Here is a 17,883-nt window from a genome sequence, read left to right as displayed (position 1 = left end):
CGTCGGGCGCCGGGTGCACAACGGGGATCTGCCCTGGCGCCGCGCGCTCAGCGCTTCAGCAGGCGGCGGGCCTTCGCCAGGGCGCGGACGGCCTGGTAGGCGCCGTAGCGGCCGTGGCTGAGCAGTTCGGTGCGCACGCCGTCCACCCCGGCGGGTGCCTCGTAGCCGGCCGGGCGGAGCCGGGCGCAGTGCTCGGCGGCGCGGCGGAAGTACTCGCGGCGATCGCCGGGCGGGACCCGGCCCGGCCGGGAGACCACCGTGTTGAGGTGGTGCAGCATCCGCCCGTAGACCACCGGACGCCAGCGGTCGAGGTCGGGGCGGCGGTCCAGGAAGGCGAAGACCAGGTCGTACTGGGCGAAGACGTCGAAGTGCTTGCGGCTGGCCGTGGCCAGGATGTTGCCGCCCTCCTGGCGCTGCCGGTAGTGCACGCCGACCTGGTCGAGCAGGGTGATGCTCGCGGCGGCGAGCAGCGCCGGGTACGTCCAGGGGGTGTCCTCGTAGTAGCCCGCCGGGAAGGTCAGGCCCTGCTCGGCGATGAAGCCGCGGCGGTAGGCCTTGTTCCAGACCACCTGGAGCAGGTCCAGCAGGTCGGGTCGGCGGTCGAGGTCGAAGACGTCCGGCGAGTCCGCGCCGAAGACGTGCGCCGAGGCGGCCCGGGTGATCCGGCCGTCGGCGTAGGTCCGGGCGTAGTCGTAGACCAGGACGTCCGGATCGCCGCCGGCCGCGAGCCGGTCGTCGACGGCCTTGAGCAGGCCGGGGGTCAGCGTGTCGTCGCTGTCCAGGAAGATCACGTACTCGCCGGTGGCGACCGCCAGGCCGGCGTTGCGGGCCCGGCCGAGGCCGACGTTCTCCGGAAGGTGCAGCACCCGCACCCGGGGGTCGCGGGCGGCGGCCTCGTCCAGCAGCGCGCCGCAGCCGTCCGGCGACCGGTCGTCCACCGCGATCAGTTCGAAGTCCGGGCCGCCCTGGCCGAGGACGGAGTCCAGGCATTCGGGGAGGTACTCCTGAACCCGGTAGACCGGGACGATCACGCTGAAGCGGGGCATGGGCCACAGGGTAGTGGCCGCTCCGACCGGCCGGTCCACCGCGTCCCGGGGCGTCCTCCGCGGGCCCCGGCTGCGGGCGCCGGGCGGGCCAGGAGGGGGTCGGAGGCCGGACGGTAGGATCGACGGGCACGTACGCACCGATCAAAAGTGCGGCCAGACCCCGACCGGGCTGCCACGCTCCTTCCCAAGAAAGGCCTGCGTAGCCGATGGCTCCCCGCCTCTCCATCGTCGTACCGATCTACAACGTCGAGCGCTACCTCGTGGAATGCCTCGACTCGATCGCCGCCCAGACCTTCACAGACTTCGAGTGCGTCATGGTCGACGACGGTTCGAAGGACGGCAGCGCGGCCCTCGCCGAGGCGTACGCGGCCAAGGACTCCCGGTTCCGGCTGGTCCGGCAGGTGAACAAGGGCCTCGGCGCGGCCCGCAACACCGGCATCCGGCACATCGACCCGGACGGCGAGTTCCTCTGCTTCGTCGACAGCGACGACTCGATGCCGCCGAGCGCGTACGAGCTCATGATCAACACGCTGGACGAGACCGGCTCGGACTTCGCCACCGGCAACGTGCTGCGGTTCCGCGCGGTCGGCTACTACCAGTCCGGCGGCCACAGCCGGCCGTTCGCCAAGACCGCGCTCAAGACCCACATCACCGAGATCCCGTCGCTGGTCACCGACCGCACCGCGTGGAACAAGGTGTACCGCCGCTCGTTCTTCGACGCGGCCGGCCTGCTGTACCCCGAGGGCATCCTGTACGAGGACGCCCCGGTCAGCGTGCCGCACCACTACCTCGCCAAGAGCGTGGACGTGCTCTCCGAGCCGATCTACCACTGGCGCGAGCGCGAGGTCGGCGAGATGTCGATCACGCAGATGCGCACCAACCCCAAGGGCCTGATCGACCGCGTCACCTCGGTGGAGCTGGTCCGCGGCTGGCTGAAGAAGCAGACCGAGCCGCGCTTCGCGCAGTACCTGCGCACCTACGACGAGAACACCCTCGTCGAGGAGATCCCGATGTTCTTCTGGTCCGTCGTCGACGGCGACAAGGAGTACCGGGACGCCTACATCAAGAACGTCAGCCGGCTCCTCCGGGCGATCGGCCCGGAGCAGGTCCGCAAGCTGCGCGCGCCGCTGCGGCTGAAGTACCACCTGACCCTGCAGGGCCGGATCGACGAGTTCGTCGAGCAGATCAAGTTCGAGGGCGAGAGCAACGGCGGCGTCACCGCCCGCGGCCTGCTGCGCCCGTACGCCGACTACCCGTTCCTGCGCGGCGGCCGCAAGAGCGTGCCCTCCAGCGTCCTCAAGCTGGACAACTCGCTGGTGATCCGCAGCCGGCTGTACGAGACGGCCTGGGTCGGCGGCAAGTTCCAGCTGACCGGGCACGCGTACCCGGAGCAGCTGGGCGCCGAGAACAAGCACGACATGGTCCGGGTGCTGATCCTGCGCGAGGCCAAGGGCCGCCGCGTGGTCGCCGTCCCGACCAGGACCACGTACAGCCCCGAGGCCACCGCCACCTGCCACCACGACCTGTACAACTGCGACTGGGCCGGCTTCACCGCCTCCATCGACCCGAAGAAGCTCAAGCAGCGCGGTCAGTGGAAGGACGGCAACTGGCGCGTCCTGATGGCCGGCGGCGGCAAGGGCGGCGTCTACAAGGGCCGGATCTGGGCCGGCTGGAGCGACACCGCGCTCTACATGCCGGCGCACTGGGTCGAGCCGGACGTCCGGATCGTCCCCTGGGTCCGCGACGGCAGCGTCTACCTGCGCGTCGAGACCGTGCAGGCCCGGGTGACCGGCCTGGCGGCGCACGGCGGCCGGGTGGAGGTCTCCGGCGCGATCCGCACCGGCGCGAGCCTGGCCGGCGCCCAGCTCAAGCTCACCCACGTCGAGTCGGACCGCACCGTGCAGTACCCGCTGGAGCTCGCCGCCCCGGTCGGCACCCTTCGGCCGTTCAACGTCTCGGTCCCGACCGCCGAGCTGACCGCCGTCCGCGCGGCCTGGGCCGAGCTCGACCCGGTCGCGCCGACCCGCGCCCGCGACCGCTGGGACGCCGTGCTGCTGCTCGCCGACGGCACCTCCGTCCCGGTGGCCTGGGACGACCGCAACGCGCCCGAGCAGCTGCACGTCGCGCTCAACCCGGAGGCCGCCGGCCCGCAGCGCCGCGCGCTCTACGCCAAGCCCTCCCCCGGCGGCTACCTGCAGCTCACCGACCAGCTGCTGCAGCCGGTGGTGGACGAGGTCGTCTCCCGCGGCGCCGACGGCTTCCTGCTCAGCGGTGCCTTCCCGCTGCCCGGCGCGCACCGCTGGGAGCTGGTGGTCCGCCACAACTGGCGCGAGGAGGAGCACGTCTACCCGGTCGAGATCGCGGACGGGCGCTTCCGCACCACGCTGCCCTCGGTGCCGACCGCGTCCTTCGCCGGCCGGGTGCCGCTCGCCCAGGGCACCTGGGACGTCTTCTTCCGCCCGGTCGGCGCGCCGGTCGACTCCGAGGCCACGCTGCACGCGCTGATCGCGCCCAGCTGCTTCGGCGCGCTGCCGCTGGAGACCGAGTCGCGCGGCAAGCGGATCGTGCTGGAGCGCCGCCACTACGACGGCCTCTCGCTGGAGTCGCACAACGCGCTGCTGCCCGAGGAGCGCAGCGGCTGGCGCCAGCGCCAGCTGCGCACCGTGGACTACCCGGCCGCGCGCCGGCTCCCGCTGCGCGACACCGTGCTCTACAACGCGGCGCTCGGCGGCCTCTACGCCGACTCGCCGCGGGCGATCCACGAGGAGCTGGTCCGCCGCGGCCTGCCGCTGGAGCACTTCTGGGGCAGCGACGACATGCAGGCCGACCTGCCGCAGACCGCGAGCGCGCTGCGGCTCTGGAGCCCGGAGTGGTTCGAGACCCTGGCCACCGCCAAGTACATCGTCACCAGCGCGCACCTGCCGGACTTCTTCGTCCGCCGCCCCGGCCAGGTGGTCGTCCAGACCTGGCACGGCACCCCGCTGAAGCAGGTCGGCTACGACTTCGAGAAGGTCTGGTTCACCGACGCCAATTACCTGAAGGGCGTGGCCAAGGAGGTTCCGAACTGGAGTCTGCTGGCCGCCGGTAACACCTGGTCGGCTCCGGTGCTGCGGCGCGCGTTCGATTACAAGGGCGAAATCCTGGAGAGCGGTTCGCCCCGCAACGACCTTTTGTTCGCACCCGACCGGGAGAAGACGGCCGAGCAGGTCCGCGAGCGGCTCGGTTTGCCCGAGGGCAAGAAGGTCGTGCTCTACGCACCGACCTTCCGCGAGGACCGGCGCCGCCCGAACGGCGGCTACCAGATGGACCTGCGGATCGACCTGGCGGCGGCCAAGGCCGCGCTGGGCGACGACCAGGTGCTGCTGGTCCGCCGGCACAGCGTGATGTGCGGCCAGGTCCCCGACGCCGGCAACGGCTACGTGTGGGACGTCGGCAGCTACCCCGACATGGCGGAGCTGCTGCTGATCGCCGACGTGCTGGTCACCGACTACTCGGCGTCGGTCTTCGACTTCGCCACGACCGGCAGGCCGATCCTGTTCTTCACGTACGACCTGGAGCACTACCGCGACAACCTGCGCGGCTTCAGCCTGGACTTCGAGTCGGAGGCGCCCGGCCCGCTGCTGGCCACCTCCGCCGAGCTGGTCTCGGCGCTGGGCCGGATCGACGCGGTGGCCGCCGAGCACGCCGAGAAGTACACGGCGTTCCGCGAGGCGTACTGCGACCTGGACGACGGCCAGGCCGCGGCCCGCGTGGTGGACGGCATGCTCCGCCGGCAGCAGTAGCGCAACCCGCCCCGGAGGCGCCCGACGCGAACCGCGTCGGGCGCCTCCGGGCTTTTCTGGGAGTTCCCTGGGAGTTGCCCGCGCTTTACACCCGCATTGCACTCGAACTCATGTTTCACAAACGAATTCCTGAGCAAATCTGCCGGACCGTACAGTTGACCCCGGGTGTCATTCCGGTGTGGGATGCGCATTGGCCTTCGTACTTCCCCTCCCCCGTGCGCAGGTCTCCGGGCCACCGCCAGGGACCGGATCCCGTTCCGAAGGACCTCCCATGCCTGTCCTCACCCGGCTCGTACTGCCGCACGCCGATCCCCGGTCCGCGGACGGCGTGCCGCACGCCGACGAAGACGCCGTCTTCGGCCTGCTGCGTGCCCGCTGGAGCGCCCGCGGGCTGGAGCTGACCGGCTTCGCCCGCCCCGAGGACGCCGACAGCGCCCGCCCCGGCTCCGCCTGGACCTGGCTGACCCTGCGCCTCGGCGGGGACGAGCCCCCGGTCCACCTCCGCACCAGGCCACGCCGCCTGCCCGAGGTCACCGACGACAGCGCCCGGCCCGACCACAACCACGACTGGTCGGGCTTCACCGCCCTGATCGAACCGCGCCGGCTCCGCCGCGGCGAGCAGTGGCTGCTCGGCGAGTGGCAGGTCGAGGCCACCCTCTTCACCCGTCCGCGCCCCACCCGACTGCGCCGCCAGTACGGCCTGCTCGCCCCGCACTGGTGCGGGTCCGGCGAGTACCCGCCCGCCCGCTGGGTCGACCGGGACGTCCGGCTCCAGCCCCGGTTCGAGGACGGCCGGCTCCGCCTGCTGCTGGAACGCCCCGGCGTCCGGCTCACCCAGGCCGTCCCCGAGGCGGACGGCCTCGACCTGCGCGGCACTGCCGACCACTGCCCGGCCGGCTCCGTCCTGCGGCTGCGCCACCGCGAGAGCGACGCCGTCGTCGAGCGCCCGGTCGCCCGCACCGGCAACGGCTTCGCCGTCCACCTGCCGTACCGGCCGTTCACCGCGGACGGCCGCGGCACCCGCGAGCTGGAGCACTGGGACGCCGAGCTGCTGCGACCGGACGGCTCCACGGAGCAGCTCACCCTGGACGAGCGCGGCGGCCCGGTGGCCGGCCAGCACCCGCTGCCCGGCGAGCCCGACCGGGCGCTCTACCTCAAGCACCTGTCCGACGGCCGGCTCCAGGTCTGCGTCCAGCCCCCGGCCGGCTACGTCGAGCGGGCCGAGGCCGGGCCCGGCGGATTCGACCTCACCGGCCACTGCCCCGGCACCGGGCCGTTCGAGCTGGTCCTGCGGCACAGCGGCACCGCCGGCGAGGTCCGCCACCCGGTCGAGCTCGGCACCGACGGCCGCTTCCGGATCCACCTGCCCGCCACCCGCACCGGCTCCGACGGCGCCACCCTCCCGCTGCGCAAGGGCATCTGGGAGGCTTCCCTCCACCCGGCCGGCCGGCCCGGTCCGCGGCGCCCGCTGATCGCCGCGCCCGCCCTCCTGCCCGCACTGCCCGCCGAGACCCGGGCGGGCGGCAAGCGGATCCTGCTCCAGCGGCGCTGGCACGACACCCTGCTGCTGGACTCCACGCCCGTCCTCACCCCCACCGAGCGCAGCGCCTGGGCCCAGACCCGCCAGCGCACCGCCGGCTACCCCGCCGCCCGCCGCGAACCGCTGCGCGACGCGGTGCTGTACGACGTCTTCGGCGGCCGCGGCTACTCCGACTCCCCGCGCGCGGTGCACGCCGAACTCGCCCGCCGCGGCGCCTCGCTGGAGCACCTGTGGGTGGTCGACGACGCCCAGGCCGAACTGCCCGCCGGGGTGCGCCCGGTGCGGATCTGGAGCCCCGAGTGGTACCGGGCGCTGGCCACCAGCCGATACCTGGTCGGCAACACGCACTTCCCGGAGTTCCTGCGCCGCCGCCCCGGCCAGGTGGTCGTCCAGACCTGGCACGGCTCCCTGCTCAAGCGGATCGCCCACGACGTCGACAACCCCTGGCTGGCCGACCACGGCTACCTGGAGGCGCTCGACCAGGAGACCCCGCAGTGGAGCCTGCTGCTCTCCCCCAGCGCGTTCGCCACCCCGATCCTGCGCCGGGCCTTCCGCTTCGACGGCGAGATCCTGGAGTCCGGCTACCCCCGCGGCGACGTACTGGCCCGACCGGACGCCGGCCAGATCGCCGCCGTCCGCCGCCGGCTCGGCATCCCGGACGGCAAGCGGGTGGTGCTGTACGCGCCGACCTGGCGCGAGGACCAGCAGCACGGCGACGGCGACGGGTTCCGGCTGGACCTGAGGATCGACCTCGACGAGGCCCGCCGTGCCCTCGGCCACGACCACGTGCTGCTGATCCGCCCGCACGTGCACGTCCGCGAGCCGCTGCCCGGCGCCGGGGACGGCTTCCTCTGGGACTGCGGCGACTACCCGGACGTCCAGGAGCTGCTGCTGATCGCGGACGTGCTGGTCACCGACTACTCGTCGATCATGTTCGACTTCGCGATCACCGGCCGCCCGCTGCTCTTCTTCACCTACGACCTGGAGCACTACCGCGACACCCTGCGCGGTTTCTACTTCGACTTCGAGGCGCAGGCGCCGGGGCCGCTCGTCCCCACCTCGGCCGAACTCCTGCACGAGCTGCGCGAGCTCGCCGACCGCGGCACCGCGGTGCCCGTCGGCTACGAGGAGCGCCACCGCCGGTTCCGGGCCGAGCACTGCGGTCTGGACGACGGCGGCGCCGCCCGCCGGGTGGTCGACCGGATGCTCCGGCTCGGGCGGGCCTGACCGCCCGGGGCCCGGGGGCCCGGGACGGCACCGCCGCCGGGGCCTCCGGGCGCTCAGGAGAAGTCGTAGGCCCGCCAGGGCCGCCAGACCTCGTCCTCGTCGAAGCGGGAGAGGCTGAAGCCGGGCACCGGAAAGGCCGCCCGGAAGCCGCGGGCCTGCTCGAACGCCCGGTCCAGCACGTCGTCCGGCAGACCGTGCGCCACCGTGACGTGCGGGTGGTACGGGAAGGCCAGCTCCCGCGCCAGCGGGCCGGAGCGGACGTCCGCCTCCAGCAGCCGGCACTCCTGCGCGCCCTCCTCCACCCGGACGAAGACCACCGGCGAGACCGGCCGGAAGGTGCCGCTGCCCTGCAGCAGCATCCGGAACGGCCGGTGCGCGCGCGCCACCGTCGCGAGGTGCTCCTCGATCTTCGGCAGGTCCGCGGCCGCCACCTCGGTCGGCGGCAGCAGGGTGACGTGCGTGGGTATCGACCGGGCCAGCGGATCGCCGTGCCCCGCCCGGGCGTCCTGGACCTCCGAGCCGTAAGGCTCCGGGACGCTCACGGACACGCCGATGGTGAGCACCTCCCCGCCGAGGGGTCCGGCGGCGAAGGGCCCGGAGGCGGGGTGCCCGGAGGCGGACGGCGAGTTGCCGGTCACCGCTTGGCGGCCGGGAGGAAGCCGATCCGGTCGTACACCGTCTCCAGGGTCTGCGACGCCACCGCGCGGGCCTTCTCGGCACCGACCGCCAGCACCCGGTCCAGCTCGGCCGGGTCGTCGAGGAAGGTGCGGGTGCGCTCCTGGAACGGCGTCACCCACTCGGTGAACAGCTCGGCCAGCTCGGTCTTCAGGGCGCCGTACATCTTGCCCTCGAAGTGGGCGACCAGTTCCTCCACCGACTGACCGCTGAGCGCCGAGTGGATCCGCAGCAGGTTGGAGACGCCCGGCTTCTCCTCCTCGTCGTAGGAGACGACGGTGCCGGTGTCGGTGACGGCGCTCTTGAACTTCTTGGCGCTGACCTTCGGCTCGTCCAGCAAGCTGACCAGGCCCTTGGGCGAGGAGGCCGACTTGCTCATCTTGACGGCCGGGTCCTGGAGGTCCTGGATCTTCGCCGTCTCCTTGAGGATGTACGGCTTCGGCACCGTGAAGGTCGGGCTGTAGCGGGTGTTGAAGCGCTCCGCGACGTCGCGGGTGATCTCCACGTGCTGGCGCTGGTCCTCGCCGACCGGGACGGCGTCGGCCTGGTAGAGCAGGATGTCGGCGATCTGGAGGATCGGGTAGGTGAACAGGCCGACGGTGGTGCTGTCCGCACCCTGCTTGGCGGACTTGTCCTTGAACTGGGTCATCCGGGCGGCCTCGCCGAAGCCGGTGAGGCAGTTCATCACCCAGCCGAGCTGCGCGTGCTCGGGGACGTGCGACTGGACGAACAGGGTGCAGTGCTCCGGGTCCAGACCGGCGCCGAGCAGCTGGGCGGCGGAGACCCGGGTGTTCTCGCGCAGCAGCTTCGGGTCCTGGGGCACGGTGATCGCGTGCAGGTCGACCACCATGTAGAAGGCGTCGTTGGCCTCCTGCAGGTCGACCCACTGGCGCACCGCCCCCAGGTAGTTGCCCAGGTGGAACGAGCCGGAGGTGGGCTGGATCCCGGAGAGCACCCGGGGACGGTCCTTGACCGGACCAGTGACCGCTGCGTTGACCATGGGGGCCATTGTTCCAGTTCCACCGACCGCTCAGGAAACGTCCGCCCCCGGAGGTTCCGACAGTGTGACCGCACTCACCCTCACCCGGGCGATCCGCCGGCCCTCCAGCTTCGCCACCGTCAGCCGGACCTCCTCGTCGCCGATCGGGATCCTGACCTGGTCACCGTCGGCCGGCAGCCGGCCCAGCGCAGCCACCAGACAGCCCGCCACCGTCTCGTACGGGCCCTCCGGAAGGGTGACGCCGGTCTCCTCGGTGAAGTCGCCGAGGTTCAGCAGACCGTCCAGCTCCATGCCGCCGCCGGCGAGCCGGCGGGTGGTGGTCGGCTCCTGCGAGTCGTACTCGTCCCGGATCTCGCCGACCACCTCCTCCACCAGGTCCTCCAGGGTGACGATGCCGGCGGTGCCGCCGTACTCGTCGACCACGATCGCCAGATGGTGGCCCTCACGGCGCATCTCGCCCATCGCCTCCAGCACCCGCTTGGTCCCGGGCAGCAGCTTGACCGGGCGGGCCAGGTCACGGACCCTCACCGCCTGCTCGCCGCGGGCGCCGTAGAGGTCGCGGACGTGCACGAATCCGGTGACCGCGTCGTAGCTGCCCTCGACCACCGGGTAGCGCGAGTGCGGGGCGGAGCCGGCCTGCTCGCGGACCTCGGCGAGCGGCTGCTCGGCGTCCAGGAAGGTCACCTCGGTCCGCGGCACCATCACCTCGCGCAGCTGGCGCTCGCCGGCCGAGAACACGTCCGCGATCAGGGCGCGCTGGTCGCTGCCGAGTTCGGTGTTGGCGGCGACGAGGCCGCGCAGCTCCTCGGAGCTCATCGAGCCGCGGCCGGCCGCCGGATCGCCGCCGAGCAGGCGGACCATCAGATTGGTGGAGTGGCCGAGCAGCCAGATCGCCGGACGCAGCACCACCGACATCACGTCCACCACCGGGGCGGAGAGCACCGCGATGGAGTCGGCGCGCTGGAGGCCGATCCGCTTCGGGGTGAGCTCGCCAAGCACCAGGGAGACGTAGCTGATCACCAGGGTCAGCCCGACCAGGGCGACCGCGTCGGCGACGCCCTCACTGAGCCCCGCCTCGACGAACAGCGGGGCCACCTTGCCGGCCAGGGTGTCCGCGCCGAAGGCGGCGGAGAGGAAGCCCATGCAGGTCACGCCGACCTGGACGGCGGCCAGGAAGCGGTTCGGGTCGGCGGCCAGGTGTGCGGCGCGGGCCGCCCGGCGGGTGCCGCGCGCCTCCAGCGACCGGATCTGGCCCTCCCGCAGGGAGATCAGCGAGATCTCCGCGACGTTGAACAGGCCGCCCAGCATGATGAAGACGAGGACGAGCGCCGCGTCTTCGATGGTTTCGCTCACGGGGGGCAGTGTAGGGGCACCACCCCGGCGCGCCGGCCCGCCGCCTCGTGGTGAGGCGGCGGGCCGGGTCGCTCAGCGGAGCTGCGCTCAGATCAGGCCGAGGGCCTGGACCGCGTCGCGCTCCTCGACCAGCTCGTTGACCGAGGCGTCGATGCGGCCGCGGGAGAACTCGGAGATCTCCAGGCCCTGGACGATCTCGAACTTGCCGTCCTTGGCGGTGACCGGGAAGGAGGAGATCAGGCCCTCCGGCACGCCGTAGGAGCCGTCGGAGACGACACCCGCGGAGGTCCAGTCGCCCTCGGCGGTGCCGTTGACCCAGGTGAACACGTGGTCGATGGCGGCGTTGGCGGCCGAGGCGGCCGAGGAGGCGCCGCGGGCGTCGATGATGGCCGCGCCGCGCTTGGCGACGGTCGGGATGAAGTCGCCCTCCAGCCAGGCCTGGTCGGCGCCGACGGCCTCGAAGGCCGGCTTGCCGGCGATCTCGGCCTGGAAGACGTCCGGGTACTGGGTGGCGGAGTGGTTGCCCCAGATGGTGACGCGCTTGATGTCGCCGACGGTGGCACCGGTCTTCAGGGCCAGCTGGCCGAGCGCGCGGTTGTGGTCCAGGCGGGTCATCGCGGTGAAGCGCTCGGCCGGGACGTCCGGGGCGTTGCGCTGGGCGATCAGGGCGTTGGTGTTGGCCGGGTTGCCGACGACCAGGACCTTGATGTCGTCCGCGGCGTGGCCGTTGATGGCCTTGCCCTGCGGGCCGAAGATGCCGCCGTTGGCCTGCAGCAGGTCGCCGCGCTCCATGCCGGCGGTACGCGGGCGGGCGCCGACCAGCAGCGCGACGTTGGCGCCGTCGAAGGCCTCGTTGGCGTTGTCGGTGATCTTGATGTCGCGCAGCAGCGGGAAGGCGCAGTCCACGAGCTCCATGGCGGTGCCCTCGGCGGCCTTGAGGCCCTGCGGGATCTCCAGGAGGCGCAGGTTCACCGGCACGTCGGCGCCGAGCAGGTGGCCCGAGGCGATGCGGAAGAGCAGCGCGTAGCCGATCTGGCCGGCCGCTCCGGTGATGGTGACGTTGACGGGGGTGCGGGTCATTTCTACCTTCTCCAGCAGATCGCCAGGTGCCCCAGGCACACCGGCGCACTGGAGCCGAGGACGGTCTCTCGACGTCGAGAGACCGGCGTCAGGTTATCGCAAAGGGAAGCCTACGCCGCGTGTGCGGGCGTGGCTGATACGTCACAGAAGCAGCGGCCCCCACCCGGGATTCCGGGCGGGGGCCGCTCTCGGTCACTGCTGCGGGGCCGGCCCGTCAGCGCCGCGGGCGGCCGATCAGCTGGCCGATGTTGTCGAGCAGCGAGATCTCCAGCCACGGGTTGGGCTGGGCCACCAGCGTCAGCAGCACGATCGAGACGCCCATGACGCTCAGCACGATCACGTCGGTGAACCGGCTGCGCACCGCGAGCATGCCGACCTCGGGCAGGACCAACCGCAGCACCGCGCCGAGCAGCACGCCGCCGCCGAGGATCAGCAGGCCGTACTTGAAGCCGTCCTGGAAGTCCGCGAACCAGGTGACGGCGAGCCCGGCACCGACCACCAGCAGGACCAGCGTTATCGGCCACTGGCGCACCGGGAGCGAGTGCTCGCGCCCCAGCGCCGCGGCCGAGCCCTCGGGGGGCAGCGTGCCGGTGGTCTTGACCGGCCTGCGCCGCGACCGTGCCTCACTCATGGCTGGACGTCCCAATCCCTCTGGTGTCAGACGCCGGCGCGGCGCTCGGCCGCCTCGACGATGTTGTTGAGCAGCATCGCGCGGGTCATCGGGCCCACGCCGCCGGGGTTCGGGGAGATCCAGCCGGCCACCTCGGCCACGCCCGGGTGGACGTCGCCGACGATCTTGCCCTCGCTGCGGCTGACGCCGACGTCCAGCACGGCCGCGCCCGGCTTGACGTCCTCCGGCTTGACCAGGTGCGGCACGCCCGCGGCGGCCACGACGATGTCGGCCTTGCGCAGGTGGTAACCGAGGTCCCGGGTGCCGGTGTGGCAGAGCGTGACGGTGGCGTTCTCACTGCGACGGGTGAGCAGCAGGCCGATCGAACGGCCGACCGTGACGCCGCGGCCGATCACGACCACCTCCGCGCCGTTGATCTCGACGCCGTGGCGGCGCAGCAGCTCGACGATGCCCAGCGGGGTGCAGGGCAGCGGGCCCTCGATGCCGAGCGCGAGGCGGCCGAGCGAGGTCGGGTGCAGGCCGTCGGCGTCCTTGTCCGGGTCCATCAGCTCCAGGACCGGGTTCTGGTCGAGGCCCTTGGGCAGCGGGAGCTGCACGATGTAGCCGGTGCAGGCCGGGTCGGCATTCAGCTCGCGGACGACGTTCTCGACGTCCTCCTGGGTGGCGGTGGCGGGCAGTTCGCGCTGGATCGAGGCGATACCGACCTCCGCGCAGTCCCGGTGCTTGCCGTTGACGTACCAGCGGCTGCCCGGGTCGTCACCGACCAGGACGGTGCCGAGGCCGGGCGTGACACCCTTCGCCTTGAGGGCCGCCACGCGGGCGGCGAGTTCGGACTTGATCGCGGCCGCGGTGGCCTTGCCATCGAGAATCTGGGCAGTCATGACCCCATTCTCCCGGATCGCCGCAACCTTCCGCGCCAGCCCCGGCAGCACCCCCGCGAAGGCCGGGAGCGCGGCGCCCGGGGGCCCGGCCGGTGCGGCCGACGTTGCGGTTGCGCCACAGTCCGGTCCGGTGCGCGAACGCCGCTGGACAGCGCCGGGTTGTCGGGTTGACGATAAGCGGGCATTCCCTGCCGCATCCGGCCCGGTGACGGGCCGACGGACACACGGGCGGGGCGTACCCGGGGGAAGAACAGAGTGAGCCGACCACACCAGACCGTGCCGCCCGACCGCCACGGCGGCGTGCCGCCGTGCCCGCAGCCCTGGTTGCTCCCGTTCGCGCCACGGCCCTCGTTCCCACGCTTCCCACGGCTCTGAGCCGGACGGCGGGCGCCGCTTCCTGCGCGCCCCCTTCGTCACCGCGCTCCGCCGCCCTCCCGAGCGACCGCAGGCCCGACCGGCGGTCCGCTCCGGATCCCGTGCTGTCCCGCCACCAGTCCCCACATCCTGCCCGGAGGCATCGATGAGTTACCCGCCCGACCCGAACAACCCGTACGGCCAGCAGCCGCCGCAGGGCTACGGCTACCCGCAGCAGGCCCCGCCGGCGGCCGGCTACGGCTACCCGCAGCAGCCGCCGCAGGCCCCGGCCTACGGCGTCCCGCAGCAGCAGGCGTACGGGTACGCGCCGATGCCGGGCACCCTCCAGGCGAACAACGGCTACATCAACCTCCACCACCTGGGCCCGGTGAAGCTCGCCACCATGGGCCAGCGGTTCCTGGCCCGCCTGATCGACGGTCTCGCGATCGGCGCGATCGTCGCGCTGGTGATGGCGCTCGGCCTGGCCAGCGCGCTCGGCATCGCCAAGGACCAGAAGGACTGCAGCGGCCTGTACTCGTACGGTGGCTCCAACTCCGCCTACTACGACTGCCTGAACAGCAACAACGAGGCCGCCGCCGGCTTCTTCGTCACCATGATGGTCATGGTCGGCGTGCTCTCGCTGTTCAACCTGCTCTACGAGTGGCTGATGGTCTCGTTCGCGGGCGCCACCCTCGGCAAGATGGCCATGGGCCTGCGCGTGGTCAAGGAGAGCACCGGCCAGGTCCCCGGCCTCGGCGGCGGTTTCATCCGCTTCATCATCCCGATCGTCGGCGCCTTCCTCTGCTACATCGGTGCCGCGCTGGTCTACCTGTCGCCGTTCTTCGACAACTCCGGCAAGCTGCAGGGCTGGCACGACCGTGCCGCCGGCACGCTGGTGATCAAGAAGTAGCGGTCCCCGCGCACACGACGGAGCGGCCCGGTCCCCGGGGAGGGGGCCGGGCCGCTCCGTCGTCCCGTCAGTGGAAGAAGTGGCGGGTGCCGGTGAAGTACATCGTCACGCCGGCCGCGGCGGCGGCCGCGACGACCTCCTCGTCGCGGATCGAACCACCGGGCTGGACAACGGCCTTGACGCCGCCGTCGATGAGGATCTGCAGGCCGTCCGCGAACGGGAAGAACGCGTCGGAGGCCGCGTACGAGCCCTTGGCCCGCTCGCCGGCCCGCTCGACCGCGAGCTTCGCCGAGTCGACCCGGTTGACCTGGCCCATGCCGACGCCCACCGAGGCACCGCCCTTGGCCAGCAGGATCGCGTTGGACTTGACGGCCCGGCAGGCCCGCCAGGCGAAGGCCAGCTCGGCCAGCTCCACCTCGGACAGCGCCTCACCGGTGGCCAGCGTCCAGGTCGCCGGGTCGTCGCCCTCGGCGTGCACGCGGTCGGTCTCCTGCAGCAGCACGCCGCCGGAGATCGGACGCAGCTCCTGGCGGTTGGCCGGCGCCTCGGGGGCGAGCAGCACCCGCAGGTTCTTCTTCCGGGCCAGCACCTCGACGGCGCCGTCCTCGTAGCCCGGGGCCACGACGACCTCGGTGAAGATCGGGGCGATCTGCTCGGCCAGCTCGACGGTGACCGGGCGGTTGACCGCGATCACGCCGCCGTACGCGGAGACCGGGTCGCACTCGTGCGCCTTGCGGTGCGCCTCGGCGGCGTCGGCGCCGGTCGCGATGCCGCACGGGTTGGCGTGCTTGATGATCGCGACGGCCGGCTCGGCGTGGTCGTACGCGGCGCGACGGGCGGCGTCGGTGTCGACGTAGTTGTTGTACGACATCTCCTTGCCGTGCAGCTGCTCGGCGCCCGCCAGGCCGCCGGTGCCGTCGACGTACAGCGCGGCGCCCTGGTGCGGGTTCTCGCCGTAGCGCAGCACGTTCTGGCGCTCGTAGGTGCCGCCCAGGAACTCCGGGAACCGCTCGTCGCTCGGCGCGTAGCCGGCCTCGAACCAGGAGGCGACCGCGACGTCGTACGCGGCGGTGTGGGCGAACGCGGCACCGGCCAGACGCTTGCGGGTGGCGAGGTCGAAGCCGCCCTCCCGGGCGGCCTTCAGCACGTCGCCGTAGCGGGCCGGGTCGACCACCACGGCGACCGACGGGTGGTTCTTGGCGGCGGCGCGGACCATGCTCGGGCCGCCGATGTCGATCTGCTCGACACACTCGTCCGGGGTGGCGCCGGAGGCGACGGTGGCCTTGAACGGGTAGAGGTTCACCACGACCAGGTCGAAGGGCTCGACGCCCAGCTCGGCCAGCTGCGCGCGGTGCGACTCCAGGCGCAGGTCGGCGAGCACGCCGGCGTGCACGCGGGGGTGCAGCGTCTTCACGCGTCCGTCCAGGCACTCCGGGAAGCCGGTCAGCTCGGAGACCTCGGTCACCGGCACGCCGGCGGCGGCGATCCGGCCGGCGGTGGAGCCGGTGGAGACGATCGCGACCCCGGCGGCGTGCAGGCCCTGGGCCAGCTCCTCCAGACCGGTCTTGTCGTACACGCTGATCAGCGCGCGACGGATCGGACGGATGTCCTCGGAGACAGGGGGGGTGGTGGAGCTGGCACTCATGCTCCCACCTCGCTGCGCTCGGCGGGCGCTACGCGCCAGGCACCATCCTCGATGATTCGTTCGATCCGCTCACTCATGTGCCGGAATCCATACCTTTCGGTCCTCGATGCGGTGACCCTCGCGGGCCAGCCGGCCCACGACGTCGACGAGCAGCTTGCGCTCGACAGTCTTGATGCGCTCGTGCAGCGCTTCGCCGCCATCGGCGTGGTCGGCGTCGACGACCTCGACGACGCCCTGCGCGATGATCGGCCCGGTGTCCACGCCGGCGTCGACCAGGTGGACGGTGCAGCCGGTGACCTTCACCCCGTGCGCGAGTGCGTCGGTGACGCCGTGGGCACCGGGGAAGGAGGGCAGCAGTGCGGGGTGGGTGTTGACGATCCGTCCGGCGAAGGCGGCGACGAACGCGGGGCCGAGGATCTTCATGAAGCCGGCGGTGACCACCAGGTCCGGCTCGTACGCGGCGACGGAGGCGGTCAGGGCGCGGTCCCAGTCGGCACGGTCGGCGTGGTCCTTCACCCGGTGCACGAAGACCGGGAGGCCGGCGCGCTCGGCGCGGTCCAGGCCGGCGATGCCGTCGCGGTCCGCTCCGACGGCGACGATCCGCGCGCCGAAGGCCGGGTCGGCGGAAGCCTCGATCAGCGCCTGCAGATTGGTGCCGGAGCCGGAGACCAGCACCACCAGGCGGGCCGGTCCGGGCGTGCGGGGCGGGAAGAGCTGAGCGGGGGCGGCGGCCACTGCGCGATTCTCCGTAGGTCGGGCGCCGCCCGCTGGTACGTCCACCGGCGGTGGGGCCACTACGAACGGCAGGTCGAGCGAGGGGGAACACCAGGAGAACCCGCCACGACGCGGGCCCCGGGGAACCTCTGTGAGCTGCTGACCGTCACCACGATAACGGCTGGTCGGACGGCCTCTGAAACGGCCTGCGGGCGCTACGCGCGTAGTTGAGACGGGGATCTCCTCCCGCCCGCCGGGCCCGTCCGCGCCGGGCGCCCGACCGGGTGTCCCGGCCCGGCGGCAGGCCGCAGGGCTGCCCCGGGACGGCTGCGGGATCATAGGGTGGCGCGGGCGTCCGCCCCACCGACCGAGTAAGGAATGGCTGAAACCATGAGCAGCGGTGACGACACCGGCGAGCGCAACCCCTTCGCGCCGCCGCCGGCGGATGCCCCGGACCAGCCGTGGCGGCCGCGCAACCCCCGGCCCGACGGCGGGTCGGAGCCGTCCGACGGCCAGGGCGGGCCGGAGGAGCGCCCGCACGTCCCGCCGCCGCACCCGTGGAGCCCCGGCTACCGGGGCGGCGGCTGGCACCCCCGGCCCCCGGCCCCGCAGCCGCCCCGCCTCGACCCGAACGACCCGGCGCAGCGCAAGGCCAGGAACGCCGCGCTGGCCGGCATCGCCTCGCTGATCTGCGCGCTGGCCGCGCTGCACTACGTCGCCCTGTTCGTCGGCGCGCTCGCCGTCGTCTGGGGCATCGGCGCGATGCGCGCCCCGAAGCCGGCCGCGAGCGCCGCCGGGGGCGCACCCGCCGCCGCGGGTCCGGCCGGCGCGCCGAACCCGCTCACCCCGGCGGCGCTCGCCGGGGTGCTGACCGGTGCGATGACCGTGGTCTTCGTGACCTCGGCGATCGGGCTCAGCCTCTACTACAACGACTACGTCACCTGCGTCCGGGACTCGCTCACCACGACCGGTGCGGACAACTGCGAGCGGCTCGCGCCGAAGTGGTACGTGGACGTGACCAGGCAGAGCGAGTAGTCCTGCCCGG

At 72.7% G+C, this 17,883-nt stretch carries 13 protein-coding genes; 4 read left to right on the top strand and 9 right to left on the bottom strand.

Annotated elements, in window-relative coordinates:
- Positions 1-47 precede the first annotated feature (47 nt).
- Positions 48-1,046, bottom strand: a complete 999-nt coding sequence (locus tag ACF9IK_RS21980; RefSeq protein ID WP_395295845.1) for a glycosyltransferase family 2 protein — start codon at positions 1,044-1,046, stop codon at positions 48-50.
- 206 nt (positions 1,047-1,252) lie between these two features.
- Between ACF9IK_RS21980 and ACF9IK_RS21975 the strand changes: the two genes are divergently transcribed.
- Both ACF9IK_RS21975 and ACF9IK_RS21970 read left to right on the top strand, forming a co-directional pair.
- Positions 1,253-4,828, top strand: a complete 3,576-nt coding sequence (locus ACF9IK_RS21975; RefSeq protein ID WP_395295844.1) for a bifunctional glycosyltransferase/CDP-glycerol:glycerophosphate glycerophosphotransferase — start codon at positions 1,253-1,255, stop codon at positions 4,826-4,828.
- 271 nt (positions 4,829-5,099) lie between these two features.
- Positions 5,100-7,595 carry a CDP-glycerol glycerophosphotransferase family protein gene (locus ACF9IK_RS21970; protein WP_395295843.1) on the top strand — a complete coding sequence of 832 codons (2,496 nt, stop codon included), beginning with the start codon at positions 5,100-5,102 and terminating at the stop codon, positions 7,593-7,595.
- A gap of 53 nt (positions 7,596-7,648) precedes the next feature.
- On the opposite strand, the gene ACF9IK_RS21965 is transcribed toward ACF9IK_RS21970, so the two are convergent.
- From ACF9IK_RS21965 to ACF9IK_RS21940, 6 genes are all read right to left on the bottom strand, one after another.
- Positions 7,649-8,233: a 2'-5' RNA ligase family protein gene (locus ACF9IK_RS21965; RefSeq protein WP_395295842.1), complete on the bottom strand. Its 585-nt coding sequence runs from the start codon at positions 8,231-8,233 to the stop codon at positions 7,649-7,651.
- Positions 8,230-9,225 carry a tryptophan--tRNA ligase gene (trpS, locus tag ACF9IK_RS21960; RefSeq protein WP_395298645.1) on the bottom strand — a complete coding sequence of 332 codons (996 nt, stop codon included), beginning with the start codon at positions 9,223-9,225 and terminating at the stop codon, positions 8,230-8,232. The genes ACF9IK_RS21965 and trpS overlap by 4 nt, the downstream gene beginning before the upstream one ends.
- Positions 9,226-9,300: 75 nt before the next feature.
- The gene (locus ACF9IK_RS21955; RefSeq protein ID WP_395295841.1) at positions 9,301-10,623 is read right to left on the bottom strand and encodes a hemolysin family protein; all 1,323 of its coding nucleotides are present in this window, start codon (positions 10,621-10,623) and stop codon (positions 9,301-9,303) included.
- A gap of 87 nt (positions 10,624-10,710) precedes the next feature.
- The gene (locus tag ACF9IK_RS21950; protein ID WP_395295840.1) at positions 10,711-11,703 is read right to left on the bottom strand and encodes a malate dehydrogenase; all 993 of its coding nucleotides are present in this window, start codon (positions 11,701-11,703) and stop codon (positions 10,711-10,713) included.
- A gap of 214 nt (positions 11,704-11,917) precedes the next feature.
- Positions 11,918-12,334: a DUF3017 domain-containing protein gene (locus ACF9IK_RS21945; protein WP_313764132.1), complete on the bottom strand. Its 417-nt coding sequence runs from the start codon at positions 12,332-12,334 to the stop codon at positions 11,918-11,920.
- Positions 12,335-12,360: 26 nt separating this feature from the next.
- Positions 12,361-13,215, bottom strand: a complete 855-nt coding sequence (locus ACF9IK_RS21940; RefSeq protein WP_313764133.1) for a bifunctional methylenetetrahydrofolate dehydrogenase/methenyltetrahydrofolate cyclohydrolase — start codon at positions 13,213-13,215, stop codon at positions 12,361-12,363.
- Positions 13,216-13,735: 520 nt separating this feature from the next.
- Between ACF9IK_RS21940 and ACF9IK_RS21935 the strand changes: the two genes are divergently transcribed.
- Entirely contained in the window at positions 13,736-14,479 is a 744-nt protein-coding gene (locus tag ACF9IK_RS21935; protein WP_395295839.1) for an RDD family protein, read from the top strand.
- Between the two features lie 67 nt (positions 14,480-14,546).
- Here ACF9IK_RS21935 and purH read toward each other — a convergent pair whose 3' ends face one another.
- On the bottom strand, positions 14,547-16,124 hold the full coding sequence (gene purH / locus ACF9IK_RS21930; protein ID WP_395295838.1) for a bifunctional phosphoribosylaminoimidazolecarboxamide formyltransferase/IMP cyclohydrolase: 1,578 nt from the start codon (positions 16,122-16,124) through the stop codon (positions 14,547-14,549).
- Between the two features lie 69 nt (positions 16,125-16,193).
- A complete protein-coding gene (gene purN / locus ACF9IK_RS21925) occupies positions 16,194-16,859 on the bottom strand; it encodes a phosphoribosylglycinamide formyltransferase (protein WP_395295837.1) in 666 nt (221 codons plus the stop codon).
- Positions 16,860-17,228: 369 nt separating this feature from the next.
- Here purN and ACF9IK_RS21920 point away from each other — a divergent pair, with 369 nt between their 5' ends.
- A complete protein-coding gene (locus tag ACF9IK_RS21920) occupies positions 17,229-17,873 on the top strand; it encodes a DUF308 domain-containing protein (RefSeq protein WP_395295836.1) in 645 nt (214 codons plus the stop codon).
- The last annotated feature ends 10 nt before the right edge of the window (positions 17,874-17,883 follow it).

Origin of the sequence: Kitasatospora hibisci (genome assembly GCF_043950205.1) — a bacterium.
GTDB classification, from domain to species: domain Bacteria; phylum Actinomycetota; class Actinomycetes; order Streptomycetales; family Streptomycetaceae; genus Kitasatospora; species Kitasatospora hibisci.
Note: the sequence above shows the minus strand (reverse complement) of the source record. Positions and strands in the feature narration are given on the sequence as shown.